We start from the raw sequence: 16,633 nt of genomic DNA, 5'->3' as shown, positions 1-16,633 counted from the left end.
GCGCTGCGCCCATGAACCGCTTCGAATTCGCTACCGCCCAGCGCATCATCTTCGGCCGCGGCGTCTTTCGCGAGCTCCCAGAGCTCTGCCGCAGCTTCGGCCTGCGCCCCCTCCTCATCACCGGCAGCCGTCCCCAGCAATGGACAGAGCGCCTGCCTCACGTCGGCATCCACTCCGTTCGCGGCGAACCCACCGTTGAAGACATCACCACCGGCGTCTCTCTAGCCAGACAGCACAACGCCGATGTCATCGTCGCCATCGGCGGCGGCAGCGTCGTCGATGCCGGCAAGGCCATCGCCGCCATGTGCACCCAGCCCGGTGATTTGATGCGCTACATCGAAGTCATCGGTGAAGGCAAACCTCTTGAGGCAGCCCCGTTGCCCTACATCGCCGTCCCCACCACCGCCGGCACCGGAGCCGAAGCCACCCGCAACGCCGTCATCGCCAGCACCCAGCACCGCGTCAAAGCCAGCCTGCGCCACATCTCCATGCTGCCGCGCATCGCGCTCATTGATCCCGAACTCGCAGCCGATGTCCCTCCCAATGTCACCGCAGCCAGCGGCATGGATGCACTCACGCAGTGTCTCGAAGCCTTCGTCTGCTCCCGCGCCCAGCCCATGACCGACGCTCTCTGCCTCGATGGAATCCAGCGCGCCATTCTCTCTCTGGAACGCGCCTTCCAAAACGGCCACGACCTCGAAGCCCGTGAAGACATGGCCCTTTGCGCCCTCAACAGCGGCATCGCCCTCGCCAACGCCGGACTCGGTGCCGTCCACGGCTTCGCCGCTCCCATCGGCGGCATGTTCCACGCCCCCCACGGCGCCGTCTGCGCCGCCCTCCTCGCACCCGTCTGGGAAGCCAACTCCACACGCGTCCAAGACCGCACCAAGTTCAATCAAGTCGACGCCATGCTCGGCGGCTCCGCCATCCCCTGGCTCCACGCTCTCACCCAGCGTCTCCACATTCCCAAGCTAAGCCACTGGGGCATTCAAGAATCCGATCTCCCCGAGATCGCCCGCAAAGCCGCAGCCGCCAGCAGCATGAAAGCAAACCCCGTCTCCCTCACGCATGAGGAACTGGTCGCGATCCTGCGCGAGGCATTGTGATCACTTAAAATTCGTCTTGAACGTCTCCCTCGGCTTCATCCCAAGAAACTTCACCCGCAAATCGGGATGGGCTTGCAGATGCCTCGACAGCTCAGGGCAGTTGGTCTCAAAATGGAGGAACTGATTGTCATCAGCAAACACAGCCATGATGTAATACTTGTACTCCTGCCCGCCGATATTGCTGCTGTCACGGTCCGAATCATAGCGCGTCGACAAAGCTTTGAATTCAATGCTGCGACGCGAACCTTTGGCCACCGCAGGGATGCCCTGCGTCTCCGTTGTCGCAATGATGAGCTCTTCTTCGCCGCGCCGATATTTGGCCGAAGTATCACTCGTTATCAGCAGGAAGGTGGCTGAAGCCGAAGCCATGGGCTGAGTTTTGGCACTCTCGATGATAATCTCCGGGGTCATGGTCATCGTCATCATGTAGGACGATCCTGGGACCGGAGTGTTTCGCTTGCCGACTTTGGCCTGGATATGCAGAGAAGGATATTTTTTCTCCATCTTCTCCTTGGCAGCTTTATCCGGCTGCTGCCCGACAACATTCAAACTCGCACTAATCAAACTAATGAGGCACATCCATAGAATTTTCTGGTTCATAGCCAGGATAAAACCACGTTCCAAGTCCAATCGTCAAGCCCCTTGTCGAAGCCGCGCTGGCGGGAATGTCGCGCATTCGTCCCGGTTGCCCGTCTCAGTCCGCTTTCCCAGACAAAAAGAAAGCCGGGGCTGCTTTCGCAAACCCCGGCCCCGCTCGTTGTTGGTTGCGGTAGTTATTGGATGACGCCGGCGAAGCCAGCGGCATTGAGGGCGGCGGTCAGTTCGGATTTCGTGAACTCGCCTTCGACAGTGAATGAGGTGGCCTTCGCGACGATGTCGCTCTTCGTGATGCCAGAAACAGTCTTCACCGCATTAGCAGCGGCGACTTCGCACTTCTTGCAGCAGAGATGCACGCCGGAAACGGTGGCCTTCGTCATCTTGGCTTCGGGCTTCGCGGCAGCCGCTGGCTTGCTGGCGGTCTTCGCGTTGGATTCCTCGCCTTCGATTTTTCCATAGTAGCCCGCAGCGATGATCGCCTCGGCGGCCTTCTTCGCATCGCCCTTCTTCTTGGAAACGATCGTCACGGTCGTGCCCTTGTCAGGAACGGTCACCGTGACACCTTCTCCGATGCTGCCAGCCTTGGTGATCCCCTTGGCGCAGCTGCCGCAGCAGTTATGCACGCCGGTCATGGTAAGTGTGGTCTCAGCGCGAAGAGATGCACTGAGAGCGAGTACAGAAAGCAGAGTGATTAATTTCATAAGCGAACACTGAGACGATACGACAAGTCAGTTTCTTTGCACAATTTAATTTTTAACGTCGAATCGCCGTCATGAATCCACGCGCAATGATGGTGTCATGATACTCGCCCGGCGTGAATCCCGCCTCTTCAAGCATCTCCGCATACTCGCTCGTGCTGTAGCATTTTCCCTGCGTGGCATGCATCAGCAGGCATGAATACTCCGCCACATGCAGCGGTCCCGTTTTGTCTGCATTGATGAAGGCATCATGAATGATGAGCAGTCCGCCCGCAGGCAGAGCGGCATGAGAAACCGCCAGCAGCTTCTTCACTTCCGGCACACCCCAGTCATGCAGCACATTGGAAAAAAGATGCACATCACATCCTGCAGGCATGCCCTCAAACATGTTCCCTGTCGCCACACTCACGCGTTCCGCGCAGCCACGCTCCTCAATCAACTTGCCCGCGATGCGGTCCACCGGCGCTTGATCAAACGCGATCGCCTTCATGTGCTTGTGCTCCGCCGTGATTGCACAACCGTAAACGCCCGAGCCCGCTCCAATGTCCAGCACACAGCTGCGTCCGCGCAGATCCAGCTTCTTCGCCAAGGCCTGCGAGAGCAAAACCCCTCGGCAGTCCATCGCCGCCGTAAACTTCCGCGCAAAGTCCTCCTGCTCCATCGCCTTGTGCCAGTCAAAAGCCTTCTTGTCTCCACTCCATCCCGCCGGCTTGTCCGTCCTCAGCACTTCCAAAAAGTCCCGCGCGATCGGCCGGTCATGCAGCGAGGCAAAATACGGCCTCACATCCCACACCGGCCCCGCGCATAGAAACTCCCGCGCCACCTCCGTCGTTTCAAACACTCCATCCACATTCACCACCCACCCATTCGCCGCAAACAACGTCATCATCGTATCCGCCGGTCTCTCCGTAAATCCAAAGTGCCCGCAGATCCCCGCCAGCGATGACGGATTCGCCGACAGCCACGTGAAGAAGTCCACGCTCAGCGCCGCCGTCACCATGTCCGCCCCATACAGGCAATCACGATAACGGTAAATGCTGGTCGGATCTGTGGCAGGCGCGGAGGTAAGGTCGTGAGGCATGGTCAGGCAAAGTTTCCCAGTGCGAGGCCGAAAGAAACGAAAGAAATGAAAAAAGACTTCGCCCACGCCGCCCGTTGACTTGCCTCCCATCTCCTGACAGCATCGCCACGCCATGTCCTCTCCCGCACCCAAAATCACCACCACTCACTGGCTCATCATCATCATCGCCAGCATCGGCTTCTTGTTCGACACCTATGAGCTGCTGATGACGCCCCTCGTGGCGGCCCCGGCCATCGCCGAACTGCTCAAGCTCCCGATGAACAACCCCATCGTCACCAGCTGGGTGGGCAATCTACTCTGGATCGCAGCCCTCTGCGGCGGCGTCTTTGGTCTGCTCGGTGGCTGGCTGGTCGATCAATTCGGCCGCAAGAAGATCATGGCCCTGAGCATCTTCCTCTACTCCTTCTCCCCCTTCTGCGCGGCCTACTCCACCTCGCTCGGCATGTTCGTCTTCTTCCGCAGCACCACCTTCATTGGCGTCTGCGTCGAGTTCGTGGCCGCCATCACCTGGCTCGCAGAGGTCTTCTCAGACAAAAAGCAGAAGGAAAAATGGATGGGCATCACCCAGGCCTTCGCCTCCCTCGGCGGTGTGTTCGTCACCCTCGTCAGCGTCTGGATCAACAAGCATGGCGTCGATCTCCCTCACATCGGCCTCCCCGCCGGTCTCGGATCAAACGATCCCTCCACCTGGCGCTACCTCCTCATGACGGGCATCCTCCCCGCCATCCCGATCGCACTGCTGCTGCCTTTCGTGCCAGAGTCCAAGGTTTGGAAAGACAAGAAAGCTGCAGGCACCCTCAAGCGCCCCAGCTTCGCCGCTCTCTTTGCCCCAGAGCTTCGCCGCGTCACCCTCGTGACCGCCGCGCTCTCTGCCTGCGCCTACGGCATCGCTTTCGGCGCACTCCAGGTCACCGTGGCACGTGTCACCCCCGGCCTGCCTGAACTCAGGGCCCAGTCCAAGGCCCTCGCTCCGCTCCGCAAGGCCGGCGAAGACCTCAACAAGCAGCTCAATGCACTCCCTGCCACCGACCCCGCCCGCAAGGACCTCGTCGCTCAGATCAAGGCCAACTTCGGCCAGCAAAAGCCCATCAATGATGAAGTGAAAAAGATGGCCGACACCGTGCAGTTCTACCAGGAGATGGGCGGCCTCGTGGGTCGAATCGCACTCGCCATCCTCCTCATCGTCGGCATCAGCCGCGTCGCCCTGCTCAAGGTCTTCCAGATCCCTGCCCTCATCATCCTCCCGCTGACTTACTTCTATTTCTTCGAGCAGGGCGGCACCGCCTTCCTCTGGGCCTATGGCGTCTGCGGACTCCTCACCGTCGCTCAGTTCAGCTACTTCGGCGAATACCTGCCCAAAGTGTTCCCGATGCATCTGCGCGGCACCGGCGGCAGCTTCGCCACCAATGTCGGCGGACGCATGATCGGCACCAGCATGGCCTTCGTCACCACCAATCTCGTCGCACCCATGCTCGCAGGCTCCGGCCCCATGCTCCCCATGCATGTCGCCAAGGCCGCAGGCATCGTCGCCACCGTCATCGTCGTTCTCAGTTTCATCATCGGCTTCATGCTGCCGGAACCGAAGGCCGAGGAGGATTGATCCGAGAGAGTTCAGATCATGGCGGCGTACTCCTGCCGCCATGATTCGCTCTCTTCTCACCCTCGTCATCTGCCTCACCGCCTTCACCCTCCACGCGGAGGACAAGGACGATGGCAAGCTCCGCATCGTAGTCTTCGGCGCCCATCCCGATGACGCCGAATACAAAACCGCAGGCACCGCCGTCAAATGGGCACGCCTGGGTCATCACGTCAAATTGGTGTCCGTCACCAATGGCGACATCGGCCACTGGAAGGAAGCCGGCGGCCCTCTCGCCCTACGCCGCGCCGCCGAAGTCAAAGCCTGCGCCCAAAAACTCGGCGTCACCTCCCAGGTGCTCGACATCCACGATGGCGAGCTCATGCCCTCGCTCGAAAACCGCAAGCTCATCACCCGCGTCATCCGCGAGTGGAAGGCCGACATCGTCATCGCGCACCGTCCTTGGGACTACCACCCCGACCACCGCTATGTCGGCGTCCTTCTTCAAGACGCCGCCTTCATGGTCACCGTCCCGTTCATCTGCCCGGATGTGCCCCCGCTGAAAAAGAACCCCGTCTTCCTATACTCCAGCGACGGCTTCCAGAAGCCCTACCCCTTCACCCCCGACATCGCCGTCAGTGTCGATGACTCATTCGAGCAAAAACTCGACGGCCTCCACGAGCTCACCTCCCAGGCCTACGAAGGCGGCGCCAGCGGCTCCGCCGAATACGTCGAAAAAGACGTCCCGCCCGCCACGGATGAAGTGGCCCGCCGCGCCTGGCTCAAACGCCGCTGGGGCGCCCGCCAAAGCAACGAGGCAGAGAAGTATCGCGACCTGCTGGTCAAACTCTACGGCGAAGAAAAAGGCAAAGCCGTGAAATACGCCGAGACCTTCGAAGTCTGCGAATACGGCCGCCGCCCCAGCCCCGCCGAAATCAAACAGCTCTTCCCCTTTTACGATCAGAAGTAAGACCTCGCATCTCTGATGCGGTTTGGCGGATACAGCATTTGAAAATAACTTCGTGTCCGACCAACCCAGAGCGGCCAAAGCGGTCCTCCCTCTCCCCGCCCCTGACACGCGACACTGCGAATGTTGTTCTTGGGGGAGAGGGCTGGGGTGAGGGGACGGCCTCCCCTTCGCCTTATGGGATAGCTGCTCGCCCTTGCCTTTGAGCCACTGCGTTCGTCCTTCGCACTAACTGCGGCAGCCTGCCTCCTCCTCGCTGCGGTTCCCCAGAAGATTTCTTGGGCATTGCTAGTCCGCACCTCGCCTCACCTCATCGCATTGAAGCGCACCTGCAGCTTTTTGAGCGCCTCTGGCTTGCCGGCGTTTTTGCGCATCAGCTCTCGCAGCAGCGTCGCGGCACGCATCTTATCCCCCGCATTCATCAGGTCCTCCGCGTGGTTGGCCAGATCATTGAGCTGAGGAGACAGACCGGTGGTCGCAGCAGTCTGGGCTGCCTTGCCAGGATTCACGCGGGCATGCCCTCCGAAGACATCCTCCACCTTCAGCCACGTGGCCTCCGTGCCATCCTCAGAGACAGCCAGCCAGAACACGACGTTCCCTTCGCCACCCGCCTCCAGCACACGCCGGTTCGCCACCACGGCATCCACCTTCTGCACGATCCACGCATCCTGCTTCGCCCCCACTTCGAGCTCCTTTCCGTTCCAGCGCAGCTTGAGCTCGGCCTTCTGATTCCGGCCCACCCACACGACATTTTGAATGTCCTGCGGAAAATTTTTCACCGGCTTGATCACCGTCCCGGCTTCGGCCTTGAACTCCACCATCTCGCTGATGTTGACCGGTGTGATGAGCTTCAAGTCATCACTCACAAAATACCATGCAGCCCGGGTGTCGCTGAACACAAGCTGGAACACACCCACATCAACAAACGCATGCTCCTTGTAAGGATTCTGATTCATGCCATTTCCCGTCACCGGAAAAATGCTCTCACCATCGTATCGCAGATGCTTGAGCGAATTCGTGCCACGCAGATCCCACAGCACGTTCGTGATCGAGGCGGCAAATTTCTCCACCTCAGGCCATTCCTTTTGCTGGGCCTGGGACAGACCGGCAAAACCCCATGTGAGCATAAAAAAGGTGAAAAACAGCTTCATCGAGGCCGACAATGGCGTCCGCGCCCATATTTGGCAAATTCCAAGCTCCGCCGGCCGACGGGACCATTTGCAGTGGCAATGCGCCCGGAAACGGCTATGAACACGGCCCACTCATCCGTACGACCATGCAACCGACGCCCGCCCCCGAACCTTCCGAGTCTTCCAACAACTCTGGCTCTTCTTTTAATACCCTATACAATGCTATTATGAGTGGCGAGCATCAGGCCACCCCCAAGTTTGATGCTTACGTTGATAGTGTGCTCCATCAAACTGAAAGTGAACTGCTCAAAGTTCGCCGCGAAAAGCTCGACGGACTGGTGAAGGCCGGACTGGACCCTTTCGGCGGTCGCTTTGACACCACGCATCAGCCCGGCGCTCTGAAAGAGCAGATGAAGTCCCAGTTCGAAGAGCTTCAGGTCAGCGTCGCCGGCCGCGTGCTCTCTCGTCGTGAAATGGGCAAGGCCACCTTCTTTGACATCGGCGACATCACCGGCCGCATGCAGTGCTACCTCAGCAAGGGCGATGTCGGCGACGAAGCCTACATCCAGTTCAATCAGCTCATCGACATCGGCGACTTCGTCGGCGTGGAGGGTTTCACCTTCGTCACCAAGCGCGGCGAAAATTCCATTCACGTCAAGAAGCTCACCCCGCTGTCCAAGGCCCTGCGCCCCCTGCCCGACAAATGGCACGGCGTCACCGACAAGGAGATCAAGTACCGTCAGCGCTACCTCGACCTCATTTCCAATGACCGCAGCCGCGAGATCTTCGTGACCCGCAGCAAGATGGTCGCCGCCATCCGCAGCTACATGCAGGAACGCGGCTTCCTCGAAGTCGAAACCCCCATGATGCAGGACGTCCCTGGCGGTGCCGCAGCCAAGCCCTTCGAGACCTTCTTCCACGCGCTGAACCAGCAGATGTTCCTGCGCATCGCTCCAGAGCTCTATTTGAAGCGCCTGCTCGTCGCCGGCTTCACTCAGATTTTTGAGCTCAACCGCAACTTCCGCAACGAAGGCCTCAGCCGCCGTCACAATCCCGAGTTCACCATGCTCGAAGCCTACTGGGCCTACGCCGACTTCGAAAAGATGGCCGACCTCGTCGAAGGCATGATCTGCCACCTCGCCGAAAACTTCTGCGGCGGTCTCAAGATCGAGCACAAGGACGAAGAAGGCACCATCACCAAATCCATCGACCTCTCCCGCCCATGGCGTCGCGCCCGCTACACCGACCTCCTCAAAGGCGTCGATCCCAAGTGGTATGAATACACCCCCGAAGAGCGCAAAGCCCGCGCCAAGGAACTCGGCGTCGAAATCGGAGCCAACTTCGAAGACTACGAAGTCACCCAGCACGTCTTCGAGCGCCTCATCGAAGCCAAACAGTTCGATCCCCTCTACGTCACCCACTGCCCGAAAGAACTCGTCCCCCTCGCCAAGCAGAACGCCTCGGACGACTCCATCGTCGATGTGTACGAGCTCATCATCAACGGCCAGGAAATCAGCCCCGGTTACTCCGAGCTGAACAACCCCATCGTTCAGCGCGAGCGCCTCGAGCACCAGGCCGGCGAAGAGACCCAGAAGATCGACGAAGAGTTCATCCTCGCCCTCGAGCATGGCATGCCCCCCGCCGGCGGCATCGGCATCGGCATCGACCGCCTCATCATGATGCTCACCGGCGCCGAAAGCATCCGCGACGTCATCCTCTTCCCCCAGCTCAAGCGCCGGGATTAAATTCGTCTGGCAGTTTGATGTCCTGACACGCAGATTGGCGGTGATGAAAATCACCGCCTTTCTTTTGTCGCTTTTGGTCACTGGGACACTGCAATCCGCCACTCCCGATCAAGCAGCACAGGCCATCAACGCCTTCGGCATCGATCTCCACCGCCAGATGCCCAAAGAGGGCAATCTCTGCCTCTCCCCCTATTCCATCCAGTCCGCCCTCGCCATGACCTACCTGGGAGCCAGTGGCGTGACCCAGGAGGAAATGGCCCGCGTGCTGCATTTCTCAAAAGACAAGCAGTCCCAGGCAGAGTCTTTCGCGGCGCTGAATCAGGCGCTGGAAGCAGCCGTTGCAGCCTCTTTGAAAAGAGTGGCTGAATTAAAAGAGTACGGCGGCCCAAGTGAGCCCCTGACACTGCTCGTGGCCAATCGCCTCTTTGGACAGAAGGCTTATGAGTTTCGCAAACCGTTTCTCTCAGGGGTGAGGAACCATTTTGGTGCACCATTCCAGCCCATGAACTTCCTCAAGAACCCTGAGGGAGCGACGCGTGAAATCAACAACTGGGTGGCCAAACAGACCCAAAAGAAAATCCTCGATTTGATTAATGAGCCTTTGGACAAGCAAACCCGGCTCGTGCTGGTAAACGCACTCTATTTCAAAGCCGCGTGGTCAACTGATTTTGCAGAGTCCGCCACCACGCCAAAGCCTTTCCATGTGGATGGCGGCAGGCAGACGGTGGATGTGCCCACAATGCACTCGGACCTGAACATGCGTTACTACAAAGGCCGTGGCTTCCAGGCAATCACCCGGCAGTATGTAGGAGAACAGCTCCATTTCCTGCTGATCGTTCCCGACGCCATTGATGGCATCTCCGGTGTGGAAGCAAAACTGACGCCCGAACTGCTGCACGCCTGCACCAAAGCCGAATACCGGGAGGTGATCTTGCAAATGCCCAAATTCAAAATCACCCCACCCACAGTTCAACTCGGTGACATGCTTCAAAAGCTCGGCATGACCACCGCCTTCGACGAGCCACGTGGCAGCGCAGATTTTGACGCGATGGCACCAAAGCGGGCTGAAGAATATCTCTTCATTTCCAAGGTGTTTCATAAAACCTTCTTCGCACTGGACGAACAAGGCACTGAGGCAGCAGCAGCCACGGCGGTGGTGATGATGCCTAGAGCAGTCGCGATAGAGCCAGAGCGCCCCAAACCCATCGTCCTCAAAGCCGACCGCCCCTTCATCTTCGCCATCCAGCACGCAGATAGCGGCGCCTGCCTCTTCCTCGGCCGCGTCACCGACCCGCGCTGATCACTTCTTCACCGTCTTCCCCGCATCCAGAAACTCAATCGCCTTCTTCAGCCACTCCGCCTTCGGCGGCTGATGCCCCTGCCCGGGCACATTGATCATCTCCACCGCCTTGAAACCCTCCTTCTTGAAGCCGTTTTCAAACACCGCGCTGGTGCCCTTCAAATTGAAATCCTTCTCGCCCGTCACCAGCACATAGCGGCAGTCGTTCTTGGCGATCCCCAGGATTTCCTCATGCGGAATGTAACGTGCTTCAAAGACCTCACTCTTGTCCAGGGTGACAATGTCTGTGTAAAAATTCGCCCCCATGAAGGCGATCGTCCCGGTGAACATCTCCGCATACGTCACGCCCAGCATGCTCGCCACACGCCCGCCGCCCGAGAAGCCGGAGACATACACGCGCTTGTCGTCGATGTCATAGAGCTCGCGCATGTTGTCGTTCGCATCCACCGCCATCCGCATCCGCGCAAACACCTCGCGGTTGTTCCCGGAATTGTGCGCGCCCACAAAAATCAGCTTCTTCTCTGCCAGCACCGCCTCCCACTCTGGAGAAATCGACGGCGCGTTGCTCGGGCTCACCCAGATGAAGAGTCCATGCGGATCCCCCTTCTTGTACTTCTTCGGCACGATGATGTCGAACTTCTCCATGCTCACGTCATAGGGCGGCGGCGTCTCAATTGCATGCATCCGCATCTTGATCTGCGCATTGTCGGAGACCTGCGGCGAGACTTGGAAGGTGATGGGCGAACGCACACCAGGCTTGATCGCCACATCAGCGGCAAAGCTAACGACGCTCAGAAAGGGAAGAATCAGGAAAAGCCGGGACATGCGCCCGATCAAAGCGGCTTCGTTTGCGGCTGTCGATGCTGAAATCATGCAATCTCACAGCGGCATCTGCCGTTCAGGGGCCCATGAAGCATCTGCTCTGCCTCTTCCTTCTCACCCTCTCCCTGCACGCCGCCGATCGCGCGCCCAACATCGTCTTCATCCTCGCAGATGACCTCGGCTACACCGACGTCGCCTGCTTCGGCTCCAAATACTACGAGACGCCGAACATCGACAAACTCGCGCAGCAGGGCATGAAGCTCACCAGCCATCACCACTGCCAAAACTGCCAGCCCACCCGCGCCGCGCTCATGAGCGGCCAGTACGCCCCGCGCACCGGCGTTTACACCGTCGGCGGCATCGACCGCTTTGGATGGGAGTCCCGCCCCCTCCGCCCGGTGGACAACGCGCAACAGCTCCCGCTGGATAAAATCACCATCGCTCAAACCATGAAGCAGGCAGGATACGCCACCGGCATGTTCGGCAAATGGCACCTCGGAGAAAAAGACGCCTACCATCCCGGACAGCGCGGCTTTGACGAAGCCATCGTCTCCATGGGCAAGCACTTCGACTTCAAGACCCAGCCACCGGTCGAATACCCCAAAGGCGAATACCTCGCCGACTTCCTCACCGACAAAGCCGTCGATTTCATCCAGCGCCACAAAGACGCCCCCTTCTTCCTCTACCTGCCCCATTTCGGTGTCCATTCCCCGCACGACGCCAAGAACGAAATCACCGCCCGCTTCAAAGACAAGCCCCCCGTCGGCGGTCATCACAGCCCGGTGTACGCCGCCATGATCGCCAGCGTGGACGAAAGCGTAGGCCGCGTCATGGCCGCTCTCGATGAACTCAAACTGGCCGACAACACCGTCCTCATTTTCGCCAGCGACAACGGCGGCGTCGGCGGCTACGCCCGCGAAGGCATCAAAAAAGGCGGCGACATCACCGACAACGCCCCGCTCCGCAGCGGCAAAGGCAGCCTCTACGAAGGCGGCACCCGCGTCCCCTTCATCGTCCGCTGGCCCGGCGTCACCCAGCCCGGCTCCAGCAGCGATGCACCCACCATCCACGTGGATCTCTATCCCACCTTCGCCGACATCGGCAAAGCCACCCCACCCGCCAATCAGCCCCTCGATGGCGAAAGCCTCGTCCCCCTCTTCCGTGACGCCTCCGCCCATCTGAAACGCGACGCCATCTACCAGCACTTTCCCGGCTACCTCGGCGCCGGCGAAAACACCTGGCGCACCACCCCAGTCGGCCTCATCGAAGCAGGTGACTGGAAGCTCATGGAGTTCTTCGAAGACGGCCGCCTCGAGCTCTACAACCTCAAAGCCGACATCGGCGAGCAGAAAAACCTCGCCGCCGCAAATCCCGAAAAGACCAGGGAACTCCACGCCAAAATGATCGCCTGGCGCGAAGCCATCAAAGCCCCCATGCCCACGAAAAATGATCAGCAGACCACGGCAGCACCCAAGAAAAAGGGCAAAGGCAAAAAGAAGAAAGCGGAGTAACCCCGCTCACTTTTTCCGCGCCAGATACACAAACGCCGGCGGCACATTGCCCCACACGATGCGGCTGGTTTCCACGCCATGCGTCATCTCATGCAGCAGCGCACGAAACTGCCGGCCGCCCGGCAGCTTGTGAAAGCCCCAGTACGCAAAGGTGGCAAAGCATCCCCCCGGCGCCAGATGCGGCAGCACATTGTTCAAAATGGCCTCCTGCAGCCCGCGCGGAAACGCCGTCCAGGGCAGCCCGCTCACGATCGTGTCAAACTTCTCCCCCGCAGGCAACACCTGCGAAAAATCAAACTCCTGCGCACCGGCGCACTCAAAGCGCATCTTCGGAAATCTTGGCCGCAGCTGCTCCACGAAAGTCTCGATCAGTTCGATCCCCACATAGTCCGCATCATGCGGCATCGCATCCGCAATGGCTCCGGTAAACGCACCTGTTCCTGGGCCAAGCTCAAGAATGCGTTTGGATTTCCAAACGCCGGCAGACTCCATCATGCGCTCCGCCAGCGCCGTGCTTGAGGGCGCCACCGCACCGATGGTCTTCCAGTTATGACGCAGTTCTTTGACGAAGGTGACGGCTGACATTGGGGGCCGATGTTAACGAGTACCTGCCATGGCGCGAGAGCTTTTGCAGCAGAATGCCTTCAGGAAAGACAAATTATTTTTTGATCTCCGCCGCGATCCGCTTCTGGCAGTCTTCTGCAGCTTGAGTGTACGGATGGCGCTCACCCAGGCCTTTTTTAAAGCCCTCCTGCGCGCGCTCCATGAAAACCAGCGCATCCTTGTGCTTGGCCTGCGCCTCAAGGCACAAAGCCAGATTGAAACAGCTCATGAAAACATCGGCATGCTTCCCTCCCAGCACCTTCTCGCGTAGCGCCAGCACCTTGCGGTGTTCCAGCTCCGCCTCGGCATGGCGCTCCTGCTCCTGCAGCACCGCCGCCAGATTGTTCCGGCTTGCCAGAGCCTTGGGATGCTTCGCTCCCAGCAGCCTTTCGCGCAGTTCCAGCACCGCCCGGTGCTCCTTCTCGGCCTCCGCATGCCTGCCCATGTCATTCAGCGCCGTCGCCAGGTTGTTGCGGCTGTCCAGCGTTTCCAGATGTTCTTCGCCCAGCACACGCTGCCGCACCTCCAGCACCGCACGATATTCGCGCACCGCTTCCGCATGCCGCCCCTGTTCCTGCAGCGTCATCGCCAGATTGTTCCGGCTCAGCAGCGTGTCAGGGTGCTCCTTGCCCAGCACACGCTGGCGGATCTCAAGCACCGCACGATTTTCTTTTTCTGCCTCGGCATACTTGCCTTCCCCGGCCAGTGTGGCCGCCAGATCACTCCGGCTTGTCAGCGTGTCCGGATGCTCCTTGCCAAACACCTCCCTGCAGGTGTACACGATCACCCGCAGTTCCGCCTCGGCCTCCACCAGCCGCCCTTGGGCAGAGAACGCCGCAACACTTTGGTAATGCTGATGCAGTGCCTGAATCCGTGCCGCTTCAAACGACACCTCCGCCTGCGCTGGCTGCGCTTTCACGCCGACCCATGCAAGCTGGCCGGCGGTAAACATCACCCAATGAATTCGCATTTTAGGCATTGCTGCTTGGGACAATGCGTAACGCTCCTCCGGGAGGCAACACTTAAATACCATACTATCTCACCTGCCCTAGAATCAGAGCAAAGGATGGCATCTCAAACTTTGAACGCCTTCCGCACCGCCGCGTCCAATCCCGCCTCAGCTTCGCGCTGAACTTAAGATCCTCATCCAACCATGAAAGCCCTCTTCACCACCCTCGGTTTCTCCGCCCTCACTCTTTCCACGGTCCTGCTGACCCAATGCGCAGCTCCTCGCGCAGAAATCCGGGCTGCAAGTGCCCGGTCCGCCACTCCCACACAGACTGGAAACGTCACAGTGAAAGCTCTGGGTGACACCACCGTCGCCACACGCAGGCTGATCCATCATCCCCTCACCAACAAGGACATCGGCAAAGTGTATGAGGAAATCACCATCGTGTCCCCACGCGGCACCTCGGTCGAAGAACGCGTCATTGTACGCGCCTTGCCAAAGCTCGAGACCAACGTCGTCTCCAAATAACCCGCAGCATGGGCGTGTCCCCGCCCATCGTTAGTTTCCACAGCCGCAGGCTGTTCTCTTGACGTGTGTGGTGCTTTGCAGCGAGACTTCGCACCACACACGCCATGCCTTACCTCCTCGACGCAATCGTCATCCTCGGTTACTTCGCCCTGATCATCGGCATCGGTCTGTCGCAGCGCAGCAAAAGCGGCAGCATGGAAGGTTTCACCTTGGGCGATCGCCAGATCGCATGGTGGGCCGTGCTCGCCTCCATTCTCGCTGCCGAAATCAGCGCCGGTACATTCTTCGGCGCTCCTGGCGAAGGCTACGCCCTGCGCAACTACACCTACATCCAGCTCATGGCGGGCTACCTGCTCGCCCGCGTAGTGGTCAGCGCCGTTTTCATTCCCGCCTACTACCGCCATGGCGTCGTCAGCGTCTATGAGTTCCTTGAGGCCCGTTTCGGCCCCAAGACACGCCGCCGCGCCTCCGCCGTTTTCCTCGTTACCCGTCTGCTGGCCAGCGGCTCCCGTCTCTGGGTGCCCACCGTTCTGCTCGTCCTCGGCTGGAAGGTGTTTGTCAATCCCGCCATCTCACCCATGCACGAGTTCTGGCTCTATGCCGCCGCCCTGGTCGTCATCACCGTGCTCACTTCCATCTACACCGCCCTCGGCGGCATCCGTGCCGTCATCTGGACGGATGTGATCCAGGTCGTCATCCTCTTCTCTGCCCTCGGCTTTGCCCTCTGGCATCTCCTCGCTCACACCGGAGGCTGGCCCGCCTTGAACGCCGCCATTTTAAAACCAGCCCTCATTGACTGGGGCAGGCCAGATCCGGCTCACCCGGGTGCATGGGGCTGGGTCAAAGGCATCCTCGAAACCGAATACACCATGTGGACGGCCTTTCTCGGCTCCACCTTCGTCACCCTCGCCACCCATGGCACGGATCAGGACATGGTGCAGCGCATGCTCACCGCCAAAAACAAACGCCAGAGCGGATTCGCCACCATCCTTTCCGGCATCGCAGACATCCCCGTCAATTTCATGGTGCTCAGCATCGGCATCCTCCTCTTCGTCTTCTACCAGCAGCACCCCGAAATCCTCCTGCCAAAAAACGCCAAAGGCGCACCCGACAGCAGCCAGGTCTTTCCCTTTTTCATCCTCACCTCCATGCCCGCCGGCCTCCGCGGCCTCGTCGTCGCCGGCGTCCTCGCCACCGCCATGGGCTCGCTCAGCACCGCGCTCAATTCCCTCGCCACCAGCTACGTGCGCGACTTCCACTTCCGCTGGTTTGGCGAACCCAGCACCGAAAAAGGCAAGGTTCGCATTCTGCGTTTTGGCACCGTTCTCTTTGCCATCCTCCTCATCTCCGTCGCCCTCGGCACCGCCTGGGTAAAGGCGCACAATCCCTCCCTGCGCATCATCCCCATCATTCTCGGCGTCTTCGGCTACACCTACGGCTCCCTCCTCGGTGTCTTCATGGTCGGACTCTTCACCAACACCCGTGGCAACGACTTCGGCAATGGCATCGCCATGCTCGCCGGCTTCATTGTCGTCGGCTACCTCAGCGGCCTCGACAAAGGGCTCATGGCCTCCCTCGGCATCCAGGGCGGCATCCCACGCCCAAATTGGATGGTCGAGATCGAGTTCCCCTGGCGCATCCTCTTCGGCACCCTCGTGACCTTTGCCATCGCCATGTGCTTTAAGACCCCCGAGGCCAAGCTCGGCCACTCCAAAATCGTCCAGGCAGGCACCTGATACCACGATCTATTGAAAACCCTTCGGGTCAAAGCCGCCCACAGCCAAGGAGCGGGACTTGCCAAGTCCCAGCTCGGCCCCTGTCCTGTCATAGCGTGTGCGAAGCTGACCTCCTAAACACCCCTTCCTGCCGCTCAACTCCAAGCCCGGTAGGGACGCGTTGTGCGCGTCCCACTTTCCGGGTCTGCACCACCCGCAGGCCATCCAACACCTTGCAGCCCTCTGCAGCGCGGCATCAGATCACCCACTCCGCCTCCTCCGCCTCCTCCGCCTCCTCCGCCTCC

At 59.8% G+C, this 16,633-nt stretch carries 15 protein-coding genes; 8 read left to right on the top strand and 7 right to left on the bottom strand.

The window, feature by feature from the left end; translation table 11 throughout:
• The first annotated feature begins 11 nt into the window (after window positions 1-11).
• Window positions 12-1,106 (top strand): iron-containing alcohol dehydrogenase, encoded by a 1,095-nt coding sequence (locus tag ACILSL_RS21845; RefSeq protein ID WP_395734187.1) that lies wholly within the window; start codon window positions 12-14, stop codon window positions 1,104-1,106.
• Here the strand turns inward: ACILSL_RS21845 and ACILSL_RS21840 are convergent, their stop codons facing one another.
• The 3 genes from ACILSL_RS21840 to ACILSL_RS21830 form a co-directional block, all read right to left on the bottom strand.
• Window positions 1,107-1,706 (bottom strand): hypothetical protein, encoded by a 600-nt coding sequence (locus tag ACILSL_RS21840; RefSeq protein ID WP_395734186.1) that lies wholly within the window; start codon window positions 1,704-1,706, stop codon window positions 1,107-1,109.
• Window positions 1,707-1,879: 173 nt separating this feature from the next.
• Complete coding sequence (locus tag ACILSL_RS21835) at window positions 1,880-2,404, bottom strand: hypothetical protein (protein WP_395734185.1); 525 nt, start codon at window positions 2,402-2,404, stop codon at window positions 1,880-1,882.
• A gap of 52 nt (window positions 2,405-2,456) precedes the next feature.
• Window positions 2,457-3,482: a methyltransferase gene (locus ACILSL_RS21830; RefSeq protein WP_395734184.1), complete on the bottom strand. Its 1,026-nt coding sequence runs from the start codon at window positions 3,480-3,482 to the stop codon at window positions 2,457-2,459.
• A gap of 112 nt (window positions 3,483-3,594) precedes the next feature.
• Between ACILSL_RS21830 and ACILSL_RS21825 the strand changes: the two genes are divergently transcribed.
• Window positions 3,595-5,082 carry an MFS transporter gene (locus tag ACILSL_RS21825; protein ID WP_395734183.1) on the top strand — a complete coding sequence of 496 codons (1,488 nt, stop codon included), beginning with the start codon at window positions 3,595-3,597 and terminating at the stop codon, window positions 5,080-5,082.
• 40 nt (window positions 5,083-5,122) lie between these two features.
• The gene (locus tag ACILSL_RS21820) at window positions 5,123-6,028 is read left to right on the top strand and encodes a PIG-L deacetylase family protein (protein WP_395734182.1); all 906 of its coding nucleotides are present in this window, start codon (window positions 5,123-5,125) and stop codon (window positions 6,026-6,028) included.
• Window positions 6,029-6,330: 302 nt separating this feature from the next.
• On the opposite strand, the gene ACILSL_RS21815 is transcribed toward ACILSL_RS21820, so the two are convergent.
• Window positions 6,331-7,152, bottom strand: a complete 822-nt coding sequence (locus ACILSL_RS21815; RefSeq protein WP_395734181.1) for a hypothetical protein — start codon at window positions 7,150-7,152, stop codon at window positions 6,331-6,333.
• 281 nt (window positions 7,153-7,433) lie between these two features.
• On the opposite strand from ACILSL_RS21815, the gene lysS reads away from it, so the two are divergent.
• Window positions 7,434-8,900 carry a lysine--tRNA ligase gene (gene lysS / locus ACILSL_RS21810; RefSeq protein WP_395734180.1) on the top strand — a complete coding sequence of 489 codons (1,467 nt, stop codon included), beginning with the start codon at window positions 7,434-7,436 and terminating at the stop codon, window positions 8,898-8,900.
• A 43-nt stretch (window positions 8,901-8,943) separates the two neighbouring features.
• Complete coding sequence (locus ACILSL_RS21805; RefSeq protein WP_395734179.1) at window positions 8,944-10,200, top strand: serpin family protein; 1,257 nt, start codon at window positions 8,944-8,946, stop codon at window positions 10,198-10,200.
• On the opposite strand, the gene ACILSL_RS21800 is transcribed toward ACILSL_RS21805, so the two are convergent.
• Complete coding sequence (locus ACILSL_RS21800; RefSeq protein ID WP_395734178.1) at window positions 10,201-11,025, bottom strand: hypothetical protein; 825 nt, start codon at window positions 11,023-11,025, stop codon at window positions 10,201-10,203.
• An 83-nt stretch (window positions 11,026-11,108) separates the two neighbouring features.
• Between ACILSL_RS21800 and ACILSL_RS21795 the strand changes: the two genes are divergently transcribed.
• Window positions 11,109-12,533, top strand: coding sequence for a sulfatase (locus ACILSL_RS21795; protein ID WP_395734177.1), 1,425 nt, complete (start codon window positions 11,109-11,111; stop codon window positions 12,531-12,533).
• A 6-nt stretch (window positions 12,534-12,539) separates the two neighbouring features.
• Here the strand turns inward: ACILSL_RS21795 and ACILSL_RS21790 are convergent, their stop codons facing one another.
• Window positions 12,540-13,118 (bottom strand): class I SAM-dependent methyltransferase, encoded by a 579-nt coding sequence (locus tag ACILSL_RS21790; protein ID WP_395734176.1) that lies wholly within the window; start codon window positions 13,116-13,118, stop codon window positions 12,540-12,542.
• A gap of 73 nt (window positions 13,119-13,191) precedes the next feature.
• Window positions 13,192-14,088, bottom strand: a complete 897-nt coding sequence (locus ACILSL_RS21785; RefSeq protein ID WP_395734175.1) for a tetratricopeptide repeat protein — start codon at window positions 14,086-14,088, stop codon at window positions 13,192-13,194.
• A 201-nt stretch (window positions 14,089-14,289) separates the two neighbouring features.
• Here ACILSL_RS21785 and ACILSL_RS21780 point away from each other — a divergent pair, with 201 nt between their 5' ends.
• Both ACILSL_RS21780 and ACILSL_RS21775 read left to right on the top strand, forming a co-directional pair.
• On the top strand, window positions 14,290-14,613 hold the full coding sequence (locus tag ACILSL_RS21780) for a hypothetical protein (RefSeq protein ID WP_395734174.1): 324 nt from the start codon (window positions 14,290-14,292) through the stop codon (window positions 14,611-14,613).
• A gap of 104 nt (window positions 14,614-14,717) precedes the next feature.
• Complete coding sequence (locus tag ACILSL_RS21775; protein ID WP_395734173.1) at window positions 14,718-16,349, top strand: sodium:solute symporter; 1,632 nt, start codon at window positions 14,718-14,720, stop codon at window positions 16,347-16,349.
• Window positions 16,350-16,633 lie beyond the last annotated feature (284 nt).

This window comes from Prosthecobacter sp., from assembly GCF_044222345.1.
In the GTDB taxonomy this organism is placed as follows: Bacteria; Verrucomicrobiota; Verrucomicrobiia; order Verrucomicrobiales; family Verrucomicrobiaceae; genus Prosthecobacter.
This window is presented reverse-complemented; position numbering and strand designations above follow the sequence as displayed.

What these genes read in the sequence shown, in the direction of transcription:
- ACILSL_RS21845 (WP_395734187.1), top strand. Translation starts at nt 12, where the DNA reads ATGAACCGCTTCGAATTCGCTACCGCCCAGCGCATCATCTTCGGCCGC.
- ACILSL_RS21840 (WP_395734186.1), bottom strand. Translation starts at nt 1,706, where the DNA reads ATGAACCAGAAAATTCTATGGATGTGCCTCATTAGTTTGATTAGTGCG.
- ACILSL_RS21835 (WP_395734185.1), bottom strand. Translation starts at nt 2,404, where the DNA reads ATGAAATTAATCACTCTGCTTTCTGTACTCGCTCTCAGTGCATCTCTT.
- ACILSL_RS21830 (WP_395734184.1), bottom strand. Translation starts at nt 3,482, where the DNA reads ATGCCTCACGACCTTACCTCCGCGCCTGCCACAGATCCGACCAGCATT.
- ACILSL_RS21825 (WP_395734183.1), top strand. Translation starts at nt 3,595, where the DNA reads ATGTCCTCTCCCGCACCCAAAATCACCACCACTCACTGGCTCATCATC.
- ACILSL_RS21820 (WP_395734182.1), top strand. Translation starts at nt 5,123, where the DNA reads ATGATTCGCTCTCTTCTCACCCTCGTCATCTGCCTCACCGCCTTCACC.
- ACILSL_RS21815 (WP_395734181.1), bottom strand. Translation starts at nt 7,152, where the DNA reads ATGCTCACATGGGGTTTTGCCGGTCTGTCCCAGGCCCAGCAAAAGGAA.
- ACILSL_RS21805 (WP_395734179.1), top strand. Translation starts at nt 8,944, where the DNA reads ATGAAAATCACCGCCTTTCTTTTGTCGCTTTTGGTCACTGGGACACTG.
- ACILSL_RS21800 (WP_395734178.1), bottom strand. Translation starts at nt 11,025, where the DNA reads ATGTCCCGGCTTTTCCTGATTCTTCCCTTTCTGAGCGTCGTTAGCTTT.
- ACILSL_RS21795 (WP_395734177.1), top strand. Translation starts at nt 11,109, where the DNA reads ATGAAGCATCTGCTCTGCCTCTTCCTTCTCACCCTCTCCCTGCACGCC.
- ACILSL_RS21790 (WP_395734176.1), bottom strand. Translation starts at nt 13,118, where the DNA reads ATGTCAGCCGTCACCTTCGTCAAAGAACTGCGTCATAACTGGAAGACC.
- ACILSL_RS21785 (WP_395734175.1), bottom strand. Translation starts at nt 14,088, where the DNA reads ATGTTTACCGCCGGCCAGCTTGCATGGGTCGGCGTGAAAGCGCAGCCA.
- ACILSL_RS21780 (WP_395734174.1), top strand. Translation starts at nt 14,290, where the DNA reads ATGAAAGCCCTCTTCACCACCCTCGGTTTCTCCGCCCTCACTCTTTCC.
- ACILSL_RS21775 (WP_395734173.1), top strand. Translation starts at nt 14,718, where the DNA reads ATGCCTTACCTCCTCGACGCAATCGTCATCCTCGGTTACTTCGCCCTG.